Source organism: Planococcus wigleyi (assembly GCF_014836985.1).
Lineage (GTDB): Bacteria > Bacillota > Bacilli > Bacillales_A > Planococcaceae > Planococcus > Planococcus notacanthi.
Window position 1 is genome coordinate 820590 of record NZ_JACSPU010000001.1, and the last position, 17165, is coordinate 837754.

Annotated in this window: 14 protein-coding genes; all 14 read left to right on the forward strand. The window is 45.8% G+C overall.

Going from position 1 to position 17165, the window contains the following annotated elements:
- The first annotated feature begins 5 nt into the window (after window positions 1-5).
- The 14 genes from H9630_RS03830 to recA all read left to right on the forward strand — a co-directional run bounded on the left by H9630_RS03830 (window position 6) and on the right by recA (window position 16623).
- Complete coding sequence (locus tag H9630_RS03830) at window positions 6-2351, forward strand: FtsK/SpoIIIE family DNA translocase (protein WP_191714142.1); 2346 nt, start codon at window positions 6-8, stop codon at window positions 2349-2351.
- A gap of 175 nt (window positions 2352-2526) precedes the next feature.
- Window positions 2527-3255 (forward strand): GntR family transcriptional regulator, encoded by a 729-nt coding sequence (locus tag H9630_RS03835; protein ID WP_191714143.1) that lies wholly within the window; start codon window positions 2527-2529, stop codon window positions 3253-3255.
- Between the two features lie 47 nt (window positions 3256-3302).
- Window positions 3303-4376 carry a BMP family lipoprotein gene (locus tag H9630_RS03840; protein WP_191714144.1) on the forward strand — a complete coding sequence of 358 codons (1074 nt, stop codon included), beginning with the start codon at window positions 3303-3305 and terminating at the stop codon, window positions 4374-4376.
- 162 nt (window positions 4377-4538) lie between these two features.
- Complete coding sequence (locus H9630_RS03845; protein ID WP_191714145.1) at window positions 4539-6098, forward strand: ABC transporter ATP-binding protein; 1560 nt, start codon at window positions 4539-4541, stop codon at window positions 6096-6098.
- Entirely contained in the window at window positions 6088-7137 is a 1050-nt protein-coding gene (locus H9630_RS03850; RefSeq protein ID WP_191714146.1) for an ABC transporter permease, read from the forward strand. The genes H9630_RS03845 and H9630_RS03850 overlap by 11 nt, the downstream gene beginning before the upstream one ends.
- 1 nt (window position 7138) lies before the next feature.
- The gene (locus H9630_RS03855) at window positions 7139-8098 is read left to right on the forward strand and encodes an ABC transporter permease (RefSeq protein ID WP_191714147.1); all 960 of its coding nucleotides are present in this window, start codon (window positions 7139-7141) and stop codon (window positions 8096-8098) included.
- A gap of 259 nt (window positions 8099-8357) precedes the next feature.
- Window positions 8358-9632 carry an EF-P 5-aminopentanol modification-associated protein YfmF gene (yfmF, locus tag H9630_RS03860; RefSeq protein ID WP_191714148.1) on the forward strand — a complete coding sequence of 425 codons (1275 nt, stop codon included), beginning with the start codon at window positions 8358-8360 and terminating at the stop codon, window positions 9630-9632.
- On the forward strand, window positions 9625-10926 hold the full coding sequence (gene yfmH / locus H9630_RS03865; RefSeq protein WP_191714149.1) for an EF-P 5-aminopentanol modification-associated protein YfmH: 1302 nt from the start codon (window positions 9625-9627) through the stop codon (window positions 10924-10926). Before yfmF ends, yfmH begins: the two co-directional genes overlap by 8 nt.
- Window positions 10923-11642, forward strand: coding sequence for an elongation factor P 5-aminopentanone reductase (ymfI, locus tag H9630_RS03870; protein WP_191714150.1), 720 nt, complete (start codon window positions 10923-10925; stop codon window positions 11640-11642). The genes yfmH and ymfI overlap by 4 nt, the downstream gene beginning before the upstream one ends.
- A 94-nt stretch (window positions 11643-11736) precedes the next feature.
- Window positions 11737-12537, forward strand: a complete 801-nt coding sequence (locus H9630_RS03875; RefSeq protein ID WP_191714151.1) for a DUF3388 domain-containing protein — start codon at window positions 11737-11739, stop codon at window positions 12535-12537.
- A gap of 8 nt (window positions 12538-12545) precedes the next feature.
- On the forward strand, window positions 12546-13424 hold the full coding sequence (locus H9630_RS03880) for a helix-turn-helix domain-containing protein (protein ID WP_318247975.1): 879 nt from the start codon (window positions 12546-12548) through the stop codon (window positions 13422-13424).
- Window positions 13425-13471: 47 nt separating this feature from the next.
- Window positions 13472-14050, forward strand: coding sequence for a CDP-diacylglycerol--glycerol-3-phosphate 3-phosphatidyltransferase (gene pgsA, locus H9630_RS03885; RefSeq protein ID WP_191714153.1), 579 nt, complete (start codon window positions 13472-13474; stop codon window positions 14048-14050).
- 83 nt (window positions 14051-14133) lie between these two features.
- Window positions 14134-15387, forward strand: coding sequence for a competence/damage-inducible protein A (locus H9630_RS03890; RefSeq protein ID WP_191714154.1), 1254 nt, complete (start codon window positions 14134-14136; stop codon window positions 15385-15387).
- A gap of 174 nt (window positions 15388-15561) precedes the next feature.
- Window positions 15562-16623 (forward strand): recombinase RecA, encoded by a 1062-nt coding sequence (gene recA, locus H9630_RS03895; protein WP_191714155.1) that lies wholly within the window; start codon window positions 15562-15564, stop codon window positions 16621-16623.
- Window positions 16624-17165: the final 542 nt, after the last annotated feature.

The following is a 17165-nucleotide window of genomic DNA, read 5'->3' on the forward strand; positions in this document are numbered from 1 at the left end:
TCGCTATGACCAGGGCTCGTACAACTACGAAAGCAAAACCAAAAGCGAGAGCAAAAGCAAAACCGCGGCAAAAGCCGAAAAATAAAAAAAAGCAGCCGATGCCGATGATCGCTTATGAAGTGATCGGTTTGGTACTGCTGGGAATCGCCGTGTTGATGGTGTTCCAGTTGGGCGTCATCGGCAAGATGTTCTACAATTTAGCCGAGTTTATCGGTGGCTATATGGCCTTCCTGATTCCACTGGCACTTGTCTATGTCGCGATCTATGTAATGGTTAAGCGGAAATGGCCAAAGCCAAGATTGAAAGTGGCAACAGGAGCCGGCTTTATCCTGATCGGCATTTTGTTGATTTGCCATTTAATCTGGGCGGCCGGGTCCATCCTGCCGATTACATCAGCCAATGTCATTTCTGAAACCATTCGCCATACGCAAATGACCGGCACAATCTGGACTACGTATTTGGCGACGGGCGGCGGAATCGTCGGTGCCTTTTTATATGCGCTATTGCATGTATTGTTTGATACAGCGGGAACTTGGATCGTCGCGATTATCCTGATGTCGATTGGCGCCATCATCTTGACAGGAAAAGCGGCCGCACCGTTTATTGCCGAAAAAATTCCAAGTGCACGTCCGGCAATCGATTCGCTGATGAATCGTTTCCAGCGGAATGAGCCGAAAAAACTGCGCGCTCCGCGCAAGAAATCAGCACCTGAACAAGTGCTGGAAATCAATGAATCCCTGGCTTATGAAGAAGAGGAAGAAGAAGACCTTCTGTACCGCCCACAGCCTGAAGAACCGATCATATCGGCATTTACTGAAAACGTGAAACCGAAACAGCCGGAAGTGCGGAACGTGCCTGCTGCGGAAACTGCTGCAGAACCGGACACCGGTGATATCCAGTTGATGTCGACTGCAGAAGAACTGGAAAACGAAGAATACCAGCTGCCGCCTCTGAGCTTGCTGACACTGCCGCCGCACCACGACCAAAGCGGCGAGTATTCGGGCATCCAGAAAAACGCTAAGAAACTTGAGAAAACGTTCCAGAGCTTCGGCGTCCGTGCGAAAGTGACGCAGGTCCATTTAGGGCCAGCTGTCACTAAATACGAAGTGCTGCCGGATACCGGCGTCAAAGTCAGCAAAATCGTCAGCCTGCACGACGATTTGGCATTGGCATTGGCTGCGCGCGATATCCGTATTGAAGCGCCGATTCCGGGAAAATCCGCAATCGGCATTGAAGTGCCAAACACGGAAGTCTCGATTGTCAGTCTTCGTGAAGTGCTGGAATCGGAAGAAAACAACCGGCCTGATGCCAAATTGCTGTTTGCCTTAGGCAGAGATGTTACAGGCCAAGCAGTGATGACAGAATTGAATAAAATGCCGCATCTGCTCGTTGCAGGGTCAACAGGAAGCGGAAAGTCGGTGTGCATCAACGGCATCATCACCAGCATCATCATGCGGGCAAAACCGCATGAAGTGAAAATGATGATGATCGATCCGAAAATGGTGGAATTGAATGTCTATAATGGCATTCCGCATTTGTTGGCACCGGTTGTCACAGATCCGCGGAAAGCAGCACAAGCATTAAAGAAAATCGTTTCGGAAATGGAAAGAAGATACGAACTGTTTTCTCATACCGGAACACGCAATATCGAAGGCTACAACGAATATGTACGGGTCTTCAATGAGGAAAATGAAGACAAGCATCCAAAGCTGCCGTTTATCGTTGTCATTGTCGATGAGTTGGCTGATTTGATGATGGTTGCTTCAAACGAAGTGGAAGATGCCATCACGCGCCTGGCACAGATGGCGCGTGCAGCAGGGATCCATTTGATCATTGCGACACAGCGCCCGAGCGTCAACGTCATAACCGGCGTCATCAAGGCGAATATTCCATCGCGCATCGCTTTTGCTGTGTCATCTTCCATCGATTCACGGACAATCCTGGATATGGGTGGAGCTGAAAAATTACTAGGACGCGGGGATATGTTATTCCTTGGAGCAGGCCAATCAAAACCGGTCCGTGTGCAAGGGGCATTCCTGTCGGATTCAGAAGTTGAAAAAATTGTTGACTTTGCAATTGAGCAACAAAAAGCTCAGTACCAGGAAGACATGATTCCAAGTGAAATCGACGAGACCAAAATCGATGAAGAAACAGATGAAATCTATGATGATGCGGTCCAGTTGGTGACAGAAATGCAGACAGCTTCGGTTTCCATGCTGCAACGACGCTTCCGTGTGGGCTACTCGCGTGCTGCCCGCATCATAGACCAAATGGAGCAGCGGGGAGTCGTCGGACCTTATGAAGGCAGCAAACCGCGGACCGTGTTAGTTCCAAAGCAGGAAGAATATTGAGTAATTTGGGTTTTTTTGTGACAAAATGATTAGTATTTTTGAATATAGGGAAATGAAAATTCGCTAAATTCGACAAATTACTATTTATTTCATTTCTAATAAGTGGTATAGTAATTTTGATTAGTAGGAATGTTTTACATCAGATGTCTGATCTCTGTCATGGGTGGTGAATCATATGACAATTAAATCGGATCATCGTGCTTTGTACCTTCAGGTTATTGACCGAATGAAGCAGGATATTGCTGCGGGCGTCTACAAAGAAAAAGAGAAGTTGCCGTCCGAGTTCGAATTGTCAAAAACCCTGGGAGTCAGCCGGGCGACTTTGCGAGAAGCGCTCCGGCTGTTGGAAGAAGATAATATCATCGTCAGACGCCACGGAGTCGGCACATTCGTCAATTCAAAGCCTGTTTTCACATCTGGGATTGAACAATTGACGAGTGTGTCCGATATGATCCGTCAGGCAGGAATGGAACCCGGCGCTATCTACTTGAGCACGTCGGAGACCCTTTCTTCTGAGGAAGATATAAAACGCTTTCATTGCACCGCCGATGATACTGTCATTACAATTGAACGCGTTCGCACGGCAAACGGAGAGCCTGTCGTTTACTGCATCGACAAGGTGCCTTCGGACTATTTGCCTGCAGATTTTTTAGGGCGCAAGGAAAGTTCCATTTTTACAGCGATTGAAGAATCCGGCGATATTCATATATCCTACGCGGTGACGTTCATTGATCCGACTGGGTATCATGAAGATGCTTCTCCAATCCTGGAATGTGAACCGGAAACGGCTTTACTGGTATTAAAACAGCTCCATTACGATGAAGACGATCGATTGGTGCTTTATTCAAAGAATTACTTCAGAGCTGATAAATTTAGCTTTCATGTGGTTCGCAAACGCGTGTAAAACATCAAATTCCTGCTAATATCAAAAAAACCTTGGGGGTTATTACATTGACAAAACGTAAATTTGGTCTAGGTTTATCATTAATGCTTGCTGCTGGTACGATGCTTGCTGCCTGCGGAAGCGAAGAAGATACTTCAACAGGTGAAACTGGCGGAGGAGAAGGCACGGAAGAAGCTGCTGATTTCTCGGTTGCCATGGTTACAGATGTTGGCGGTGTGGATGATAAATCCTTCAACCAATCTGCTTGGGAAGGGGTCCAGCAATTTGGTGAAGAAAATGGCCTTGAAAAGGGCGATGGCGGCTTTGACTACCTTCAATCTGCATCAGATGCGGATTACAACACCAACTTGAACAACTTGATCCGCCGTGATTTTGATGTCGTATTCGGTATCGGCTACCTTATGGAAGGTGCTGTAGCAGAAATTGCTGAGCAGCAGCCGGAAGCTCAAATCGCCATCATTGATGCGGTAGTAGAAGCTCCAAACGTTGCAAGTGTCCTGTTCAAAGAGCAGGAAGGCGCATTCCTTGCGGGTGTAGCAGCAGCTCTAATGACAGAAACGAAAAAAATCGGATTTGTCGGTGGGATGGAAATTCCAGTAATCGAACGTTTTGAAGCAGGATTCCTTGAAGGGGTTGCAGCTGTAGACGAAACAGTTGAAGTCGATGTTCAATATACAGGGGCTTTTGATAAAGCGGAATTAGGTAAAACAACTGCAAACCGTATGTACTCAGCTGGAGCTGATATCATTTTCCACGCAGCTGGCGGTACTGGGAACGGTGTATTCACTGAAGCAAAAGAACGCAAAGAAGCAGATCCGGATGCAAACATCTGGGTTATCGGCGTAGATGCTGACCAATACGATGAAGGCCAAACTGGCGATGCCAACGTAACTTTGACATCTGTATTGAAAGGTGTAGACAAAGCAGTAATCAACATTTCTGAACAGGCAATGGCTGGAGATTTCCCAGGTGGCGAAACAATCACTTACGGCCTTGCTGATGATGGTGTAGGCCTTGCGGATTCTCGTGGAGCAATTCCAGAAGATGTGATGACTAAAATCGAAGACTTTAAAAAACAAGTTATCGATGGCGAAATCACAGTACCAGAAAAAGTAGAGTAACAGTCACTCAGAAACACGGTCATCATAAAGACCGGGTCAACCGGTCTTTATGATTTTTTTTGTCTAAAGAAGGAAGTTAATAGATGAAAGGCTTTTGGCAACGGAAGCCTTTCCTGTATTAATTAAATAAAAGAAGTCAGCAGTTTCGAGGGAGTGACAACAGTGGAATATGTAATTGAAATGCTGAATATCCGTAAAGAGTTCGGTACGTTTGTCGCAAATGACAATATTACGCTGCAACTGCAAAAGGGAGAAATTCACGCATTATTAGGGGAGAACGGCGCAGGGAAATCGACGTTGATGAACGTCTTGTTCGGTTTGTACCAGCCGGAAGGCGGAGAAATCCGGGTTCGGGGCAAGAAAGTGGATATTGCCAATCCGAATGTCGCAAACGATCTGGGAATCGGAATGGTCCATCAGCATTTCATGCTGGTCGAAAACTTTTCGGTCACCGAGAACATCATCTTGGGCAGTGAGCCAACCAAATACGGCATCACCAATAAAAAAGACGCGGCCAAGAAAGTTCAAGCGTTATCTGAACAATATGGGTTGAACGTAGATCCGTATGCGATTATTGAAGACATTTCTGTAGGCATGCAACAACGGGTCGAAATATTGAAGACTTTGTACCGCGGAGCCGAAATTTTGATTTTTGATGAACCGACTGCTTCCCTGACACCTCAGGAAATCACGGAATTGATTCAAATCATGAAAAGATTGATTGCTGAAGGAAAATCAATTATTTTGATTACCCATAAACTAAAAGAAATCATGGATGTGTCGGACCGGGTTACGGTTATTCGCAAAGGCCAGGGAATTGGCACAGTCATCACTTCAGAAACAAATCCAAATGACCTTGCGTCGTTGATGGTTGGTCGGCAAGTGGAATTCACCACCGTTAAAGGGCAAGCTTTCCCCGGCGAAGAAGTCTTGGATATTAAAGATTTGGTCGTCCAGGATTATCGCGGGATCGATAAAGTGAAAAGCTTGAATCTGAACGTTCGCAAAGGTGAAATTGTCGGAATTGCGGGAATTGATGGGAATGGCCAATCCGAATTGATCGAAGCCATAACTGGCCTTCGAAAAGTGAAAAGCGGCACTATTTTTGTCAATGGCAAAGACGTCACGAATATGAAACCACGCAAAGTGACAGAAACGGGAGTCGGCCATATCCCCCAGGATCGCCATAAGCATGGCCTTGTACTGGATTTCCCGGTAGGCCATAACATTTCACTTCAAACGTACTATACAAAACCCATTTCTAAATCAGGAATTATTGATTACAATAAAATCAATGAGAAGGCGCTTCAAATTATCAAGGATTTTGATGTCCGGACGCAAGGACCGTCAGAATTAGCCCGTTCACTATCGGGAGGAAATCAGCAAAAAGCCATTATCGGACGCGAAGTAGACCGCAATCCGGATCTATTGATTGCAGCGCTGCCGACACGGGGGTTGGATGTCGGTGCAATCGAGTTTATCCATAGCCGCTTGATTGAACAGCGTGACAACGGCAAAGCCGTTCTATTGATTTCGTTTGAACTCGACGAAGTCATGAACGTTTCAGACCGTATTGCTGTTATCCACGACGGAGAAATTGTGGATATTGTCACGCCTGAAACCACCACTGAGCAGGAATTGGGCTTGTTGATGGCAGGACACACCGGTCACAAAGATACACAGGATTTGACGAAGAAAGGTGAGGATCAGCATGTCGAATAGAGCGACCAATCTCCTGGTCCCCATCGTTTCCGTTATTTTAGGATTGCTAGTCGGTGCAGTGATCATGCTGGCCAGCGGCTATAATCCATTGGAGGGCTATGCCGCCCTTTGGAACGGAATTTTTGGAGACATGTATACGATCGGAGAAACGATTCGCCAAATCACTCCTTATTTACTGGCTGGTCTGGCAGTTGCTTTTGCGTTCCGCTCAGGACTTTTTAACATTGGTGTGGAAGGGCAACTGATCGTTGGCTGGTTTGCTGCGGCGTATGTCGGAGTAGCCGTCGAATTGCCGAAGATCATCCACTTGCCATTAGCCATTATCGCAGCAGCAGTAGCTGGAGCTTTATGGGGCTTTGTACCAGGTCTTTTGAAAGCGAAATTCCATGTCCATGAAGTAATTGTCACAATCATGATGAACTACATCGCTTTGCATGTTACAAATGCATTGATTCGGACCGTTTCTGATGGCGGTGACCGCACAGAAAGTATTTTTGCAAGTGCTTCCCTGCGCTCAGAGTTTTTAGAGAATCTGACGGAATTTTCGCGTCTGCATCTGGGAATTGTCATTGCTTTGCTTATGGTCGGTGTCATGTGGTTCATTTTGGAGAAAACAACGCTCGGCTTTGAGCTGAAAGCTGTTGGATTTAACCAGAATGCTTCTCAATATGCCGGCATGAATGTCAACAAAAACATCATTCTCGCCATGGTCATTTCAGGGGCGTTTGCTGGATTGGGTGGAGCGATGGAAGCACTTGGCACATTTGAGTATGTTTCTTCCAAGGGTGGGTTTACCGGAATCGGTTTTGATGGAATCGCTGTTGCCTTGCTCGGCATGAATACGCCGCTGGGTGTCATCTTCGGTGCAACCTTGTTCGGTTCCTTGAAATATGGGGCTTTGAATATGCCGAACGCTGCCGGTATTCCAATTGAGATTGTAGAGATTGTAATTGCGGTTATCATCTTCTTTGTAGCTTCAGGATACATCATTCGCTTGCTGCTGCTCCGTGCATCAGCTAAGAAGAAGGAGGCGAAGTAATATGAGTTTCCTTGACGTTCTATACTTCATCATTCCTTCAGCGATCTTCTATGCAGCGCCACTTATCTTGGTGGCGATCGGCGGTGTCTTCTCGGAAAGATCGGGTGTTGTCAACATCGGCCTTGAAGGGCTGATGGTCATCGGTGCGTTTGTCGGGATTTTGTTCAACTTATTGTTTGCCGATACGTTCGGCGCAGCCACACCTTGGATTTCATTGATCGCCGCCATGGTTGCCGCATTGCTGTTATCTTTATTGCATGCAGTTGCATCCATTTCATTCCGCGCAGATCAGGTAGTATCAGGTGTTGCCATCAACTTATTGGCAGTTGCGTTGTCTTTGTATCTGGTGAAAAGAATTTTCGATAAAGGGCAGACAGACTTTATCACTGAGCGCTTTTCGCGCTATAATGTTCCGTTCCTTTCGGACATACCGGTTATCGGTCCATTATTCTTTACTTCTGTTTACAATACATCGTTCTTCGCGATTGGGGTTGCCTTTGTAGCCTGGTTCATCATCTATAAAACGCCGTTCGGCTTACGCTTGCGTGCTGTAGGTGAGCACCCAATGGCAGCGGATACGATGGGAATCAATGTAGCGAAAATGCGTTATGTCGCGGTTATGATTTCCGGTGCGCTAGCGGGAATCGGTGGTGCAATCTATGCGCAGACCATCACCAATGATTTTGGCCATGCCACAATCAATGGCCAGGGCTTCATGGCGCTGGCAGCGATGATTTTCGGTAAATGGCATCCGCTTGGTGCAATGGGAGCTGCTTTGTTCTTCGGATTCGCGCAATCCTTGAGTATCGTCGGATCATCTATACCGATAATCCAGGAAATTCCGAATGTGTTCCTATTGATTTTGCCGTACGTCTTGACGATCTTTGCACTAGCCGGATTTATCGGACGCGCCAATGCACCACTGGCGAACGGAAAACCATATATCAAAGGACAACGATAAAGTATTTTGCAAGAGCCGTCATTGCGATGGCTCTTTTTATTTGTTTCTGAATTCTGCCGCTTTCGCTTTTCTTATTTTCTAGCTGCAGCGGCCAGCTCTTCGGATCATAAGCCACTCTGGCTGTGTGGCAAAGAACGTCACTTCGCCAGTACGTCTTATGTCTTTCAGAGCTGAACAGGCCGCTTTCGCTTTTCTTTATTTGCAATTAACGGAAAAGGTTCGGTATAGTTAGAACATGAACGACGAGAGGGGATTCAACATGTTTGAAACGATTAACATTGCTAAAGGCGTTAATGTGCACGTCAATGAAACTACACAGTTTAAAACGATAAATTTCTCGATTAAATTCAAAGATAAACTTACCAAGGAAAAAGCATCTGCCCGTTCGATTTTGGCAAATGTATTGCAGCACAGCAATGAGGTCTATCCCTCACACACGGCGCTGCGTATGGTTCTTGACGACCTGTACGGTACATCTCTTTACATAGATTCTTCAAAGCGGGGCAATGAGCATATTGTGACGCTGAACGTTGAAACGGTGAATGATCAATACCTGTCTGAAAAAGGGGTTTTGGAAAAAGTCCTGAATTTGATGTACATCGTTTTGTTCAAGCCGAATTTTGAGCATGGCTTATTTAAGGAAGCTATTTTTAAACGTGAGAAAAATGCCATTATCCAACGCATTGAATCCGTTTTTGATGAAAAGACGCGTTATGCGCAGCAGCGTATGATGGAATTGGCATTGCCCAATCATCCGGCTTCAATCACATCGAATGGTACTATTGAGGATGTAGAAAATGTCACCAACGAACAATTGGTTGCCGAATACAAAGAAATGTTGACTGAAAATGAAATTGAAATATATGCAGTGGGTGACGTTAAACCGGAAATGATTGCGTCTCATATCCGTGAATTTTTTCACTTCAAGGATCGGGAAAAAGCGATAGCTGCACCGCCTTTGGAATTGGTTAAACCGGAACAGTCACGCGTGCTTGAATATGAAGACATGAAACAAGGGAAATTGCATATGGCATTCTTTACACCAATTACGTTCCGCGACGAAAAATTCCCCGTCATGCAATTGATGAACGGCGTCTTTGGCGGTTATGCACATTCGAAGCTGTTTGTTAATATTCGCGAAAAAGAAAGCATGGCTTACTACGTATCAAGTTCTTTCGCTTCGCAATTTGGCTTGATGTTTGTGCTGGCAGGGATTGATTCAAAACTGGAAGAAAAAGCAGTGGCATTGATTCTGGAACAATTGGAAGAAGTCAAAAAAGGCAATATTTCTGATATTGAGCTTGAACAGACAAAGGCCTTGCTGACCAACCAATTGAAAGAGGCATTGGATTCAGCGCGTGGACAAATCGATATTTATGATCAATACATGGAATTGACGGATTCATTTGAACCGGAATTTATGATCAACAGATGGAAACACGTTACCAAAGACGACATTGCCGCTGTTGCTCAGGAACTGTCTTTGGAAATGACTTATTTCTTATCAGGCAAGGAGGATGAAAAAGATGCATAAAGTCGAATTTGAACAATTGGAAGAAACGCTTTTCCACGAGAAGTTGGATAATGGGCTGGACGTTTATATTCTGCCAAAAAAAGGATTTTCAAAGACTTTTGCGACTTTTACTACTAAATACGGTTCGATCGACAACCATTTTGTCCCTCAAGGTGGAATGGAACCGATTAAAGTGCCGGACGGCATCGCTCATTTCCTTGAGCATAAAATGTTCGAAAAAGAAGAAGGGGACGTTTTCCAGGAGTTCAGCAAACAGGGTGCTTCAGCAAACGCCTTTACTTCATTTACCCGGACCGCTTATCTGTTTTCGGCTACGGGCGAAATCGATAAAAACGTCAAAACACTTTTGGATTTTGTCCAAAGCCCTTATTTTACGGAAAAGACCGTAGAAAAGGAAAAAGGCATCATTGCGCAAGAAATTACGATGTACGATGACCAGCCTGATTGGCGCCTGTATTTTGGCATCATCGAAAACCTTTATAAAAACCATCCGGTGAAAATTGATATTGCGGGCACTGTAGAATCCATCCAGGACATCACGGCTGAACATTTATACACGTGCTACAACACGTTCTATCATCCGTCCAATATGTTGTTGTTCGTCGTCGGAAATGTCGATCCGGATCAGATGATGAAATTGGTGAAAGAAGATCAAGCGCAGAAAACATTTGAAGCGCCAACAGAAATCAAACGCATTTATCCGGAAGAGCCGAAAGAAGTGGCAATCAAGGAACGCGTACTGGAAATGAGCGTTCAGAAGCCGAAAGTCTTTTACGGCATCAAACCGGAAAAGTTGGATTTGATTGGGCCTGATATGCTCAAGCATGAATTGGCAGCTCAATTGGCCTATGAATTGCTGTTCGGTCGGACATCGGATTTTTATCATCATGCTTACGAAAACGATTGGATCGATGAATCTTATTCTTTTGATTATTCATTAGAGCATGGTTTCGGATATGCTTTGATCGGTTCTGATACCCACAAACCCGAAGTGCTGATAAAGGAAATCAAACATACGCTTCAAAATGCAATTGAAAAATGGCCTTTTGGACAGGAAGACCTTGACCGTGTTCGCCGCAAGAAAATCGGTTTTTTCTTGAGAGCGTTGAATTCGCCTGAATATATCGCGAACCAGTTTACCCATTACGCGTTCAATGAAATGAACTTATTCGATGTTGTCCCCGTTCTGGAGAGCTTGGAAGTGGTTGACCTTCAAAATGCTTTTGCTTTAGTCAGCCATGAATCCCAGCAATCGATCTTCACTATTATGCCGACTGCGAAAGAAGCAGAGTGAAACGGTTTGCCGTCTTATTAGGAGCTTCTGGAGAAATCGGTGAAAGCATCGCTCATCAATTGGCAAAGAGCGGATGGTCGCTGTACCTGCATTGGAATTCGAATCCAGCAAGTAGGCTTGCGGCCCGGTTAACGGAACAGTATCCTGCACAGGAGTTTGTTCCGATACAGGCTGACTTTGCTGATGAAGCAGGAGCCGGGCAGTTGGCTGGAAATGTTTATGATGCAAGCTGCGTTATTGTGGCGAGCGGGCATTCCTTACAGAAAATGCTCATTGATACAACAGAACAGGACATGGAGTCACTTTGGCGTGTGCATGTGAAAAATCCGATTTCGGCGATCCGTTCGATTTCACCTTTTTTTCATCGTTACAATAAATCTTATGTTGTCTTTATCTCTTCAATCTGGGGTGAGACCGGTGCCTCTATGGAAACGGTGTATTCAGCTGTGAAAGGTGCCCAACTGGCATTTGTTAAAGCCTATGCCAAAGAAATGGCGCCGTCTGGAACACGTGTCAATGCAGTGGCACCAGGGTTCATCATGACGAAAATGAATGATTCCTTTTCTGCAGAAGAATTGCAGGAAATCGAGGACGATATCCCATTGGGGTTGGGGTCCCCTCAGGATATAGCGGATGCCGTCGAATTTCTGGTCGGCGGAACAGCGGATTATATGACTGGGCAAACCCTCCGAATTAATGGCGGATGGCTGATATAATCGCATTTCCTGTAACTATATGCCCCTTTCCCCATAGCAGTAAATCCGCTATCATATTAACTAGAGATTCCTGTAGAGAAAGGTCTGGTATTGCATGAAAGAATGGTATTTTGAATACGAAATTCAAGTGAACCGTCCTGGTCTGCTTGGCGATATCGCTTCTCTTCTGGGAATGCTGCGCGTCAATATCGTAACCATCAATGGTGTCGACCAAGGCCGGCGTGGAATGCTGCTGCGTGCTGAGCATGATGTTCAGCTGGAGCGCTTTGAACAGATACTGTCGACCATCGAAACTATCAAAGTGACGAAATTCCGCGAACCGAAGCTGCGTGACATCCTGGCAGTGCGCCATGGGCGTTATATCCAGCGTGACGCGGATGATCGGAAAACCTTCCGCTTTGTGCGTGATGAATTGGGTCTGCTGGTTGATTTTATGGCTGAAATCTTCAAGCAGGAAGGCCATAAGTTGGTGGGGTTAAGAGGGATGCCACGAGTCGGAAAAACCGAGTCGATTGTCGCAGCCAGTGTCAGCGCCAATAAAAAATGGATATTTTTATCTTCCACAATGATCAAGCAAACCGTCCGCAATCAATTGATGGGCGACGAACACAACGCCAATAATATATTTATCTTGGATGGCATTGTCACTCGCCGTTCATCCGATGAACGGCATATGCAATTGGTGCGTGAAATGATGCGTATGCCCACCATTAAAGTAGTGGAGCATCCGGATAAGTTTGTTGAGCAATCAGATTACAGCATTGAAGATTTTGATTATATTATCGAATTGCGCCATCATCCAGAAGAAAAAATCACCTATGAAGTGTTGGAAAAAAACACTTTTATGAACGAAAAATCACAAGGCGATATGTTTGGTGACGGATTCAACTTCTAAGTAGGCAGGTGATTGTATTGAGTGAATTGGGTACGCGGCTCAAAGAGGCCAGAATCGCCAAAGGGTATAGTTTGGAAGACCTGCAGGATTTGACCAAAATACAAAAACGGTATTTGGCTGGTATAGAAGACGGCAACCATAGTATGATGCCTGGCGCTTTCTATATACGTGCGTTTATCAGGCAATATGCTGCAGCTGTTGGGCTGAACGGGGAAGAATTGCTCGAGCAGCATAAATTGGAAATGCCGGCCGATCAACCTGCTGCTCAACCACAAATGCCAAATACCTTTTCTTCCAGAAGCCGCTCAGTCACAAGGACAGCGCCCAATGAAGCATATGCCGAATTTATCCCTAAAGTCTTGGTGGCGCTGTTTATAGTCCTGATCCTTGCGGTTGCCTGGTATTTTTACAGCGCATCAACAAACAGGGATTCTACGGGTACGCCTGTGGAGGAGGACAACGGTGTTCCTTATGAGACACCGGCTCCTGCTGTGCCGGAGGAGACGGAAGAACCTATTGAGGAAGAGCCTGCCGATGAGCCTGCTGCAGAACCTGAAGAGCCGGAAGCAGTATTGACTGTTGAAGGAACGCAAGGGGAAACAACGACTTACTCGTGGCAGGGGCCCGCTGAACGTGAGTTGGAAATAACGGCAAGCGGCCCGTCGTGGATTGCAGCTACTGATGAAAATCAGCAGGAATTGACTTCTGAAGCCCGTGTCATGCAAGCTGAGGAAACAGAAAAAATCGATCTATCGGAAGTGGAAAGCGTTCGTTTGCGTATTGGCGATTATTCAAATATTACCTTGACGCTCAATGGTGAACCGATTGAGTATTCCCAAAACATTCAACCCCAAAATATCGTTATTCAATTTATGAACGCCGAATAGCCATCTTGGATGGCTATTTTTCTTGACAGTTTGAAAGGAGAAACAATATGAACATACCAAATCAGATCACCATTTCGAGGATTTTATTGATTCCAGTATTTATGGTGGTCATGCTAGCAGGTTTCGACTGGGGAAACATAACGCTTTTCGGAGCTGAAATGCCCGTCACTCATTTTGTAGGAGGACTTATTTTTATCTTTGCTTCATTGACGGATTGGGTGGACGGCTATTATGCCCGTAAATATAACCTCGTCACGACTTTCGGGAAGTTTTTGGATCCGTTGGCCGACAAACTATTGGTTTCAGCTGCATTGATCATTCTTGTAGAACTGGGCTTTGCCGCATCATGGATCGTCATCATCATCATCAGCCGTGAATTTGCAGTGACGGGTCTCCGATTGGTGCTTGCTGGAGAAGGCGAAGTGGTCGCTGCTGGCAGCCTGGGGAAAATCAAGACAACCGCGCAAATCTTGGCGATTGCAGCCTTGTTGCTGCATAATACTATTTTCACATTGGTTGGCTTGCCGTTCGGTGAAATTATGCTCTACATCGCTTTGATCTTCACGGTGTGGTCGGGCTGGGATTATTTCTATGCCAACCGCCGCGCATTGATGGCTTCAAAATAACTCAAAAAAATTGTAGGCAGTGGAGGTGTTTTTCTTCACTGGCTTTAACTGCAGGATAAACGCATGCAAAGGGGATTGAACAAATGAACGCTGAAATTATTGCGGTAGGTTCAGAATTATTATTAGGCCAGATCACCAATACAAATGCCCGTTTCCTGTCTAATCATTTAGCGGAACTGGGCATCAATGTTTATTATCATACCGTGGTGGGAGACAACTCAGACCGTTTGGAAGATGCAATTAAAATTGCAGAAAGCCGCGCTGATTTGATCTTGTTCACTGGAGGGCTGGGACCGACTAAAGATGATTTGACGAAAGAGTCGATCGCCCGACATTTGGACACGACGCTCGAAATGAACCAGGAAGCATTGGACTCCATCGTTGCTTTTTTTCAGCGAGCAGGCAGACCCATGACCGAGAACAATAAAAAGCAGGCGCTGGTATTGAAAGATAGCGATGTGCTGGTCAACCATAACGGAATGGCGCCGGGCATGATGTACGAAAAAGACGGACGTGTCTATATTCTGCTACCCGGACCACCAAAAGAAATGGAGCCCATGTTCCAGTTCGAAGCAAAACCGAAGCTAGCTCGACTGCTGAATAAGGCTGATGTCATTTTGTCGCATGTTCTGCGTTTTTATGGCATTGGCGAAGCTGAACTTGAAGACCGGCTGCAGCACATTTTAGATAAACAGTCGAATCCGACCATTGCGCCTTTGGCTGCAGATGGGGAAGTGACTCTTCGCATTACGGCCAAAACCAATACGGTTGAAGAAGCATGGCAATTGATCAATAGCACCAAGAACGAAATATTGGATTTGGTGGGTGACTATCTCTACGGCTATGACGACGATTCGCTGGCTTCAAAAACGGTTGAACTTTTGAAGGGGCAGAAGAAAACGATTTCCGCCGCTGAAAGTTTAACCGCGGGTCTTTTTCAGTCTGAATTAGCATCGGTCGCAGGAGCAAGCGCTGTGCTTGCAGGCGGTGTCATCACTTATAATGAGGAAATGAAAATACATCAGCTTGGCCTGTCTTCTGAGCTTCTTGCTGAACACGGTGTGGTCAGTGAACAGACAGCGCTAGCGATGGCTGAAGCTGTGCGCAGCAAATTTAAGACTGATATCAGCGTTTCACTGACAGGCGCAGCAGGTCCCGATGCCCATGGCGATCAGCCGGCAGGTACGGTTTGGATCGGCATCGCTACAGAAAACGGTTCGCAGTCTTTCCGGCTCCAGTTATCTGGCATGCGGAATACAAACCGCTTGCGGGCTGTTAAACTGGCGCTGCATTATGTGATTCGAACGTTAACCAATGAAGATGCACGCAAAATTTAATTTTGCGTGTTTTTTTCTGCCCATAAATGGGAATTGCACTTTATAAGGCGTTTAAATTTCGCTTTTAAATAAATAAAGCGAATAAACGTTCGCTTTTTTCTTGTGTATTTCTCAATAAGCTAGTATACTAGAAACAGGTAGAAAATTAGGTTTTCATTTAGAGGAGGATTTCTTTTGAGCGATCGTAAAGCAGCGTTAGACATGGCGTTAAAACAAATAGAAAAGCAATTCGGTAAAGGTTCTGTCATGAAATTGGGGGAAAAAACCGACCGTAATATCTCATCAGTTTCCAGTGGATCTTTGGCATTGGATACAGCGTTGGGAATAGGCGGATATCCGCGCGGACGTGTGATTGAGATATATGGTCCTGAAAGTTCAGGTAAAACGACTGTCTCGCTTCATGCGATTGCAGAAGTGCAGGCAACCGGCGGAACAGCAGCATTTATCGATGCGGAACACGCATTGGATCCGGTTTACGCAAAAAACCTTGGCGTTAATATCGATGAATTGCTATTGTCTCAGCCGGATACTGGCGAGCAGGCATTGGAAATCGCAGAAGCGCTTGTCCGTAGTGGAGCAGTTGATATCGTAGTTGTCGACTCGGTAGCAGCATTGGTGCCAAAAGCGGAAATCGAAGGCGAGATGGGCGATTCTCATATGGGATTGCAAGCGCGTTTAATGTCTCAAGCTCTACGCAAACTTTCTGGCGTCATCAACAAATCGAACACGATTGTGATTTTCATCAACCAAATCCGTGAAAAAATCGGCGTTATGTTCGGTAACCCGGAAACGACTCCTGGTGGCCGTGCGTTGAAATTCTATTCTTCCGTACGCTTGGAAGTGCGCCGTGCAGAAGCCTTGAAATCAGGTACTGAAATCATCGGTAACAGAACGAAGATCAAGATTGTGAAAAACAAGGTTGCACCACCATTCCGTACAGCTGAAGTTGATATCATGTACGGAAAAGGGATTTCTCGTGAAGGTGAAATCGTTGATATCGGTTCAGAATTGGAGATTATCCAGAAGAGCGGTTCATGGTATTCATACAACGACGAACGCATTGGCCAAGGCCGTGAAAATGTTAAACAGTTCTTGTTGAATAACCCTGAAGTCCGCAATGAAATTTCTGGGAAAATCCGTGAGTCTTACGGTATGGCGGCAGCATCCTACACAATTGCCGGCAATAAAGAAGACCCAGAAGATTTCAACCTGTTACTGGATGAAGACGACGAATAAAATCACTTGAATAAGCAGGGAAAAGCCGCTAAGCACATGCTAAGCGGCTTTTCTGCGATTTCAGGAATGAATTATTAGGTTCGATTTGTATAAGAACCAGGAAAGCGTTTGTCTGATGTCTATCAGAATTCCACAGACTCTGAATCAGGTAACTGTTGATACAGGAAGTCTCATACTTAGGCTACTTCCCTTATATGATCGCTTGCGCTTTTCTCTAGTCCAGCTCCAGCGATCAGCCCCTCGGGGTCATAAGTCCCTCTGTCCATGCGGCTGAAGAGATGCCGCACAGCCAAAGTGCCTTATGCCAGTCAGGGCTACACGATCGCTTGCGCTTTTCTCTTGTCCAGCTCCAGCGATCAGCCCCTCGGGGTCATAAGTCCCTCTGTCCATGCGGCTGAAGAGATGCCGCACAGCCAAAGTGCCTTATGCCTGCCAGGGCTACACGGTCGCTTGCGCTTTTCTCTTGTCCAGCTCCAGCGATCAGCCCCTCGGGGTCATAAGTCCCTCTGTCCATGCGGCTGAAGAGATGCCGCACAGCCAAA

What these genes read in the sequence shown, in the direction of transcription:
- H9630_RS03830 (WP_191714142.1), top strand. Translation starts at nt 6, where the DNA reads ATGACCAGGGCTCGTACAACTACGAAAGCAAAACCAAAAGCGAGAGCA.
- H9630_RS03835 (WP_191714143.1), top strand. Translation starts at nt 2,527, where the DNA reads ATGACAATTAAATCGGATCATCGTGCTTTGTACCTTCAGGTTATTGAC.
- H9630_RS03850 (WP_191714146.1), top strand. Translation starts at nt 6,088, where the DNA reads ATGTCGAATAGAGCGACCAATCTCCTGGTCCCCATCGTTTCCGTTATT.
- H9630_RS03855 (WP_191714147.1), top strand. Translation starts at nt 7,139, where the DNA reads ATGAGTTTCCTTGACGTTCTATACTTCATCATTCCTTCAGCGATCTTC.
- yfmF (WP_191714148.1), top strand. Translation starts at nt 8,358, where the DNA reads ATGTTTGAAACGATTAACATTGCTAAAGGCGTTAATGTGCACGTCAAT.
- yfmH (WP_191714149.1), top strand. Translation starts at nt 9,625, where the DNA reads ATGCATAAAGTCGAATTTGAACAATTGGAAGAAACGCTTTTCCACGAG.
- H9630_RS03875 (WP_191714151.1), top strand. Translation starts at nt 11,737, where the DNA reads ATGAAAGAATGGTATTTTGAATACGAAATTCAAGTGAACCGTCCTGGT.
- pgsA (WP_191714153.1), top strand. Translation starts at nt 13,472, where the DNA reads ATGAACATACCAAATCAGATCACCATTTCGAGGATTTTATTGATTCCA.
- H9630_RS03890 (WP_191714154.1), top strand. Translation starts at nt 14,134, where the DNA reads ATGAACGCTGAAATTATTGCGGTAGGTTCAGAATTATTATTAGGCCAG.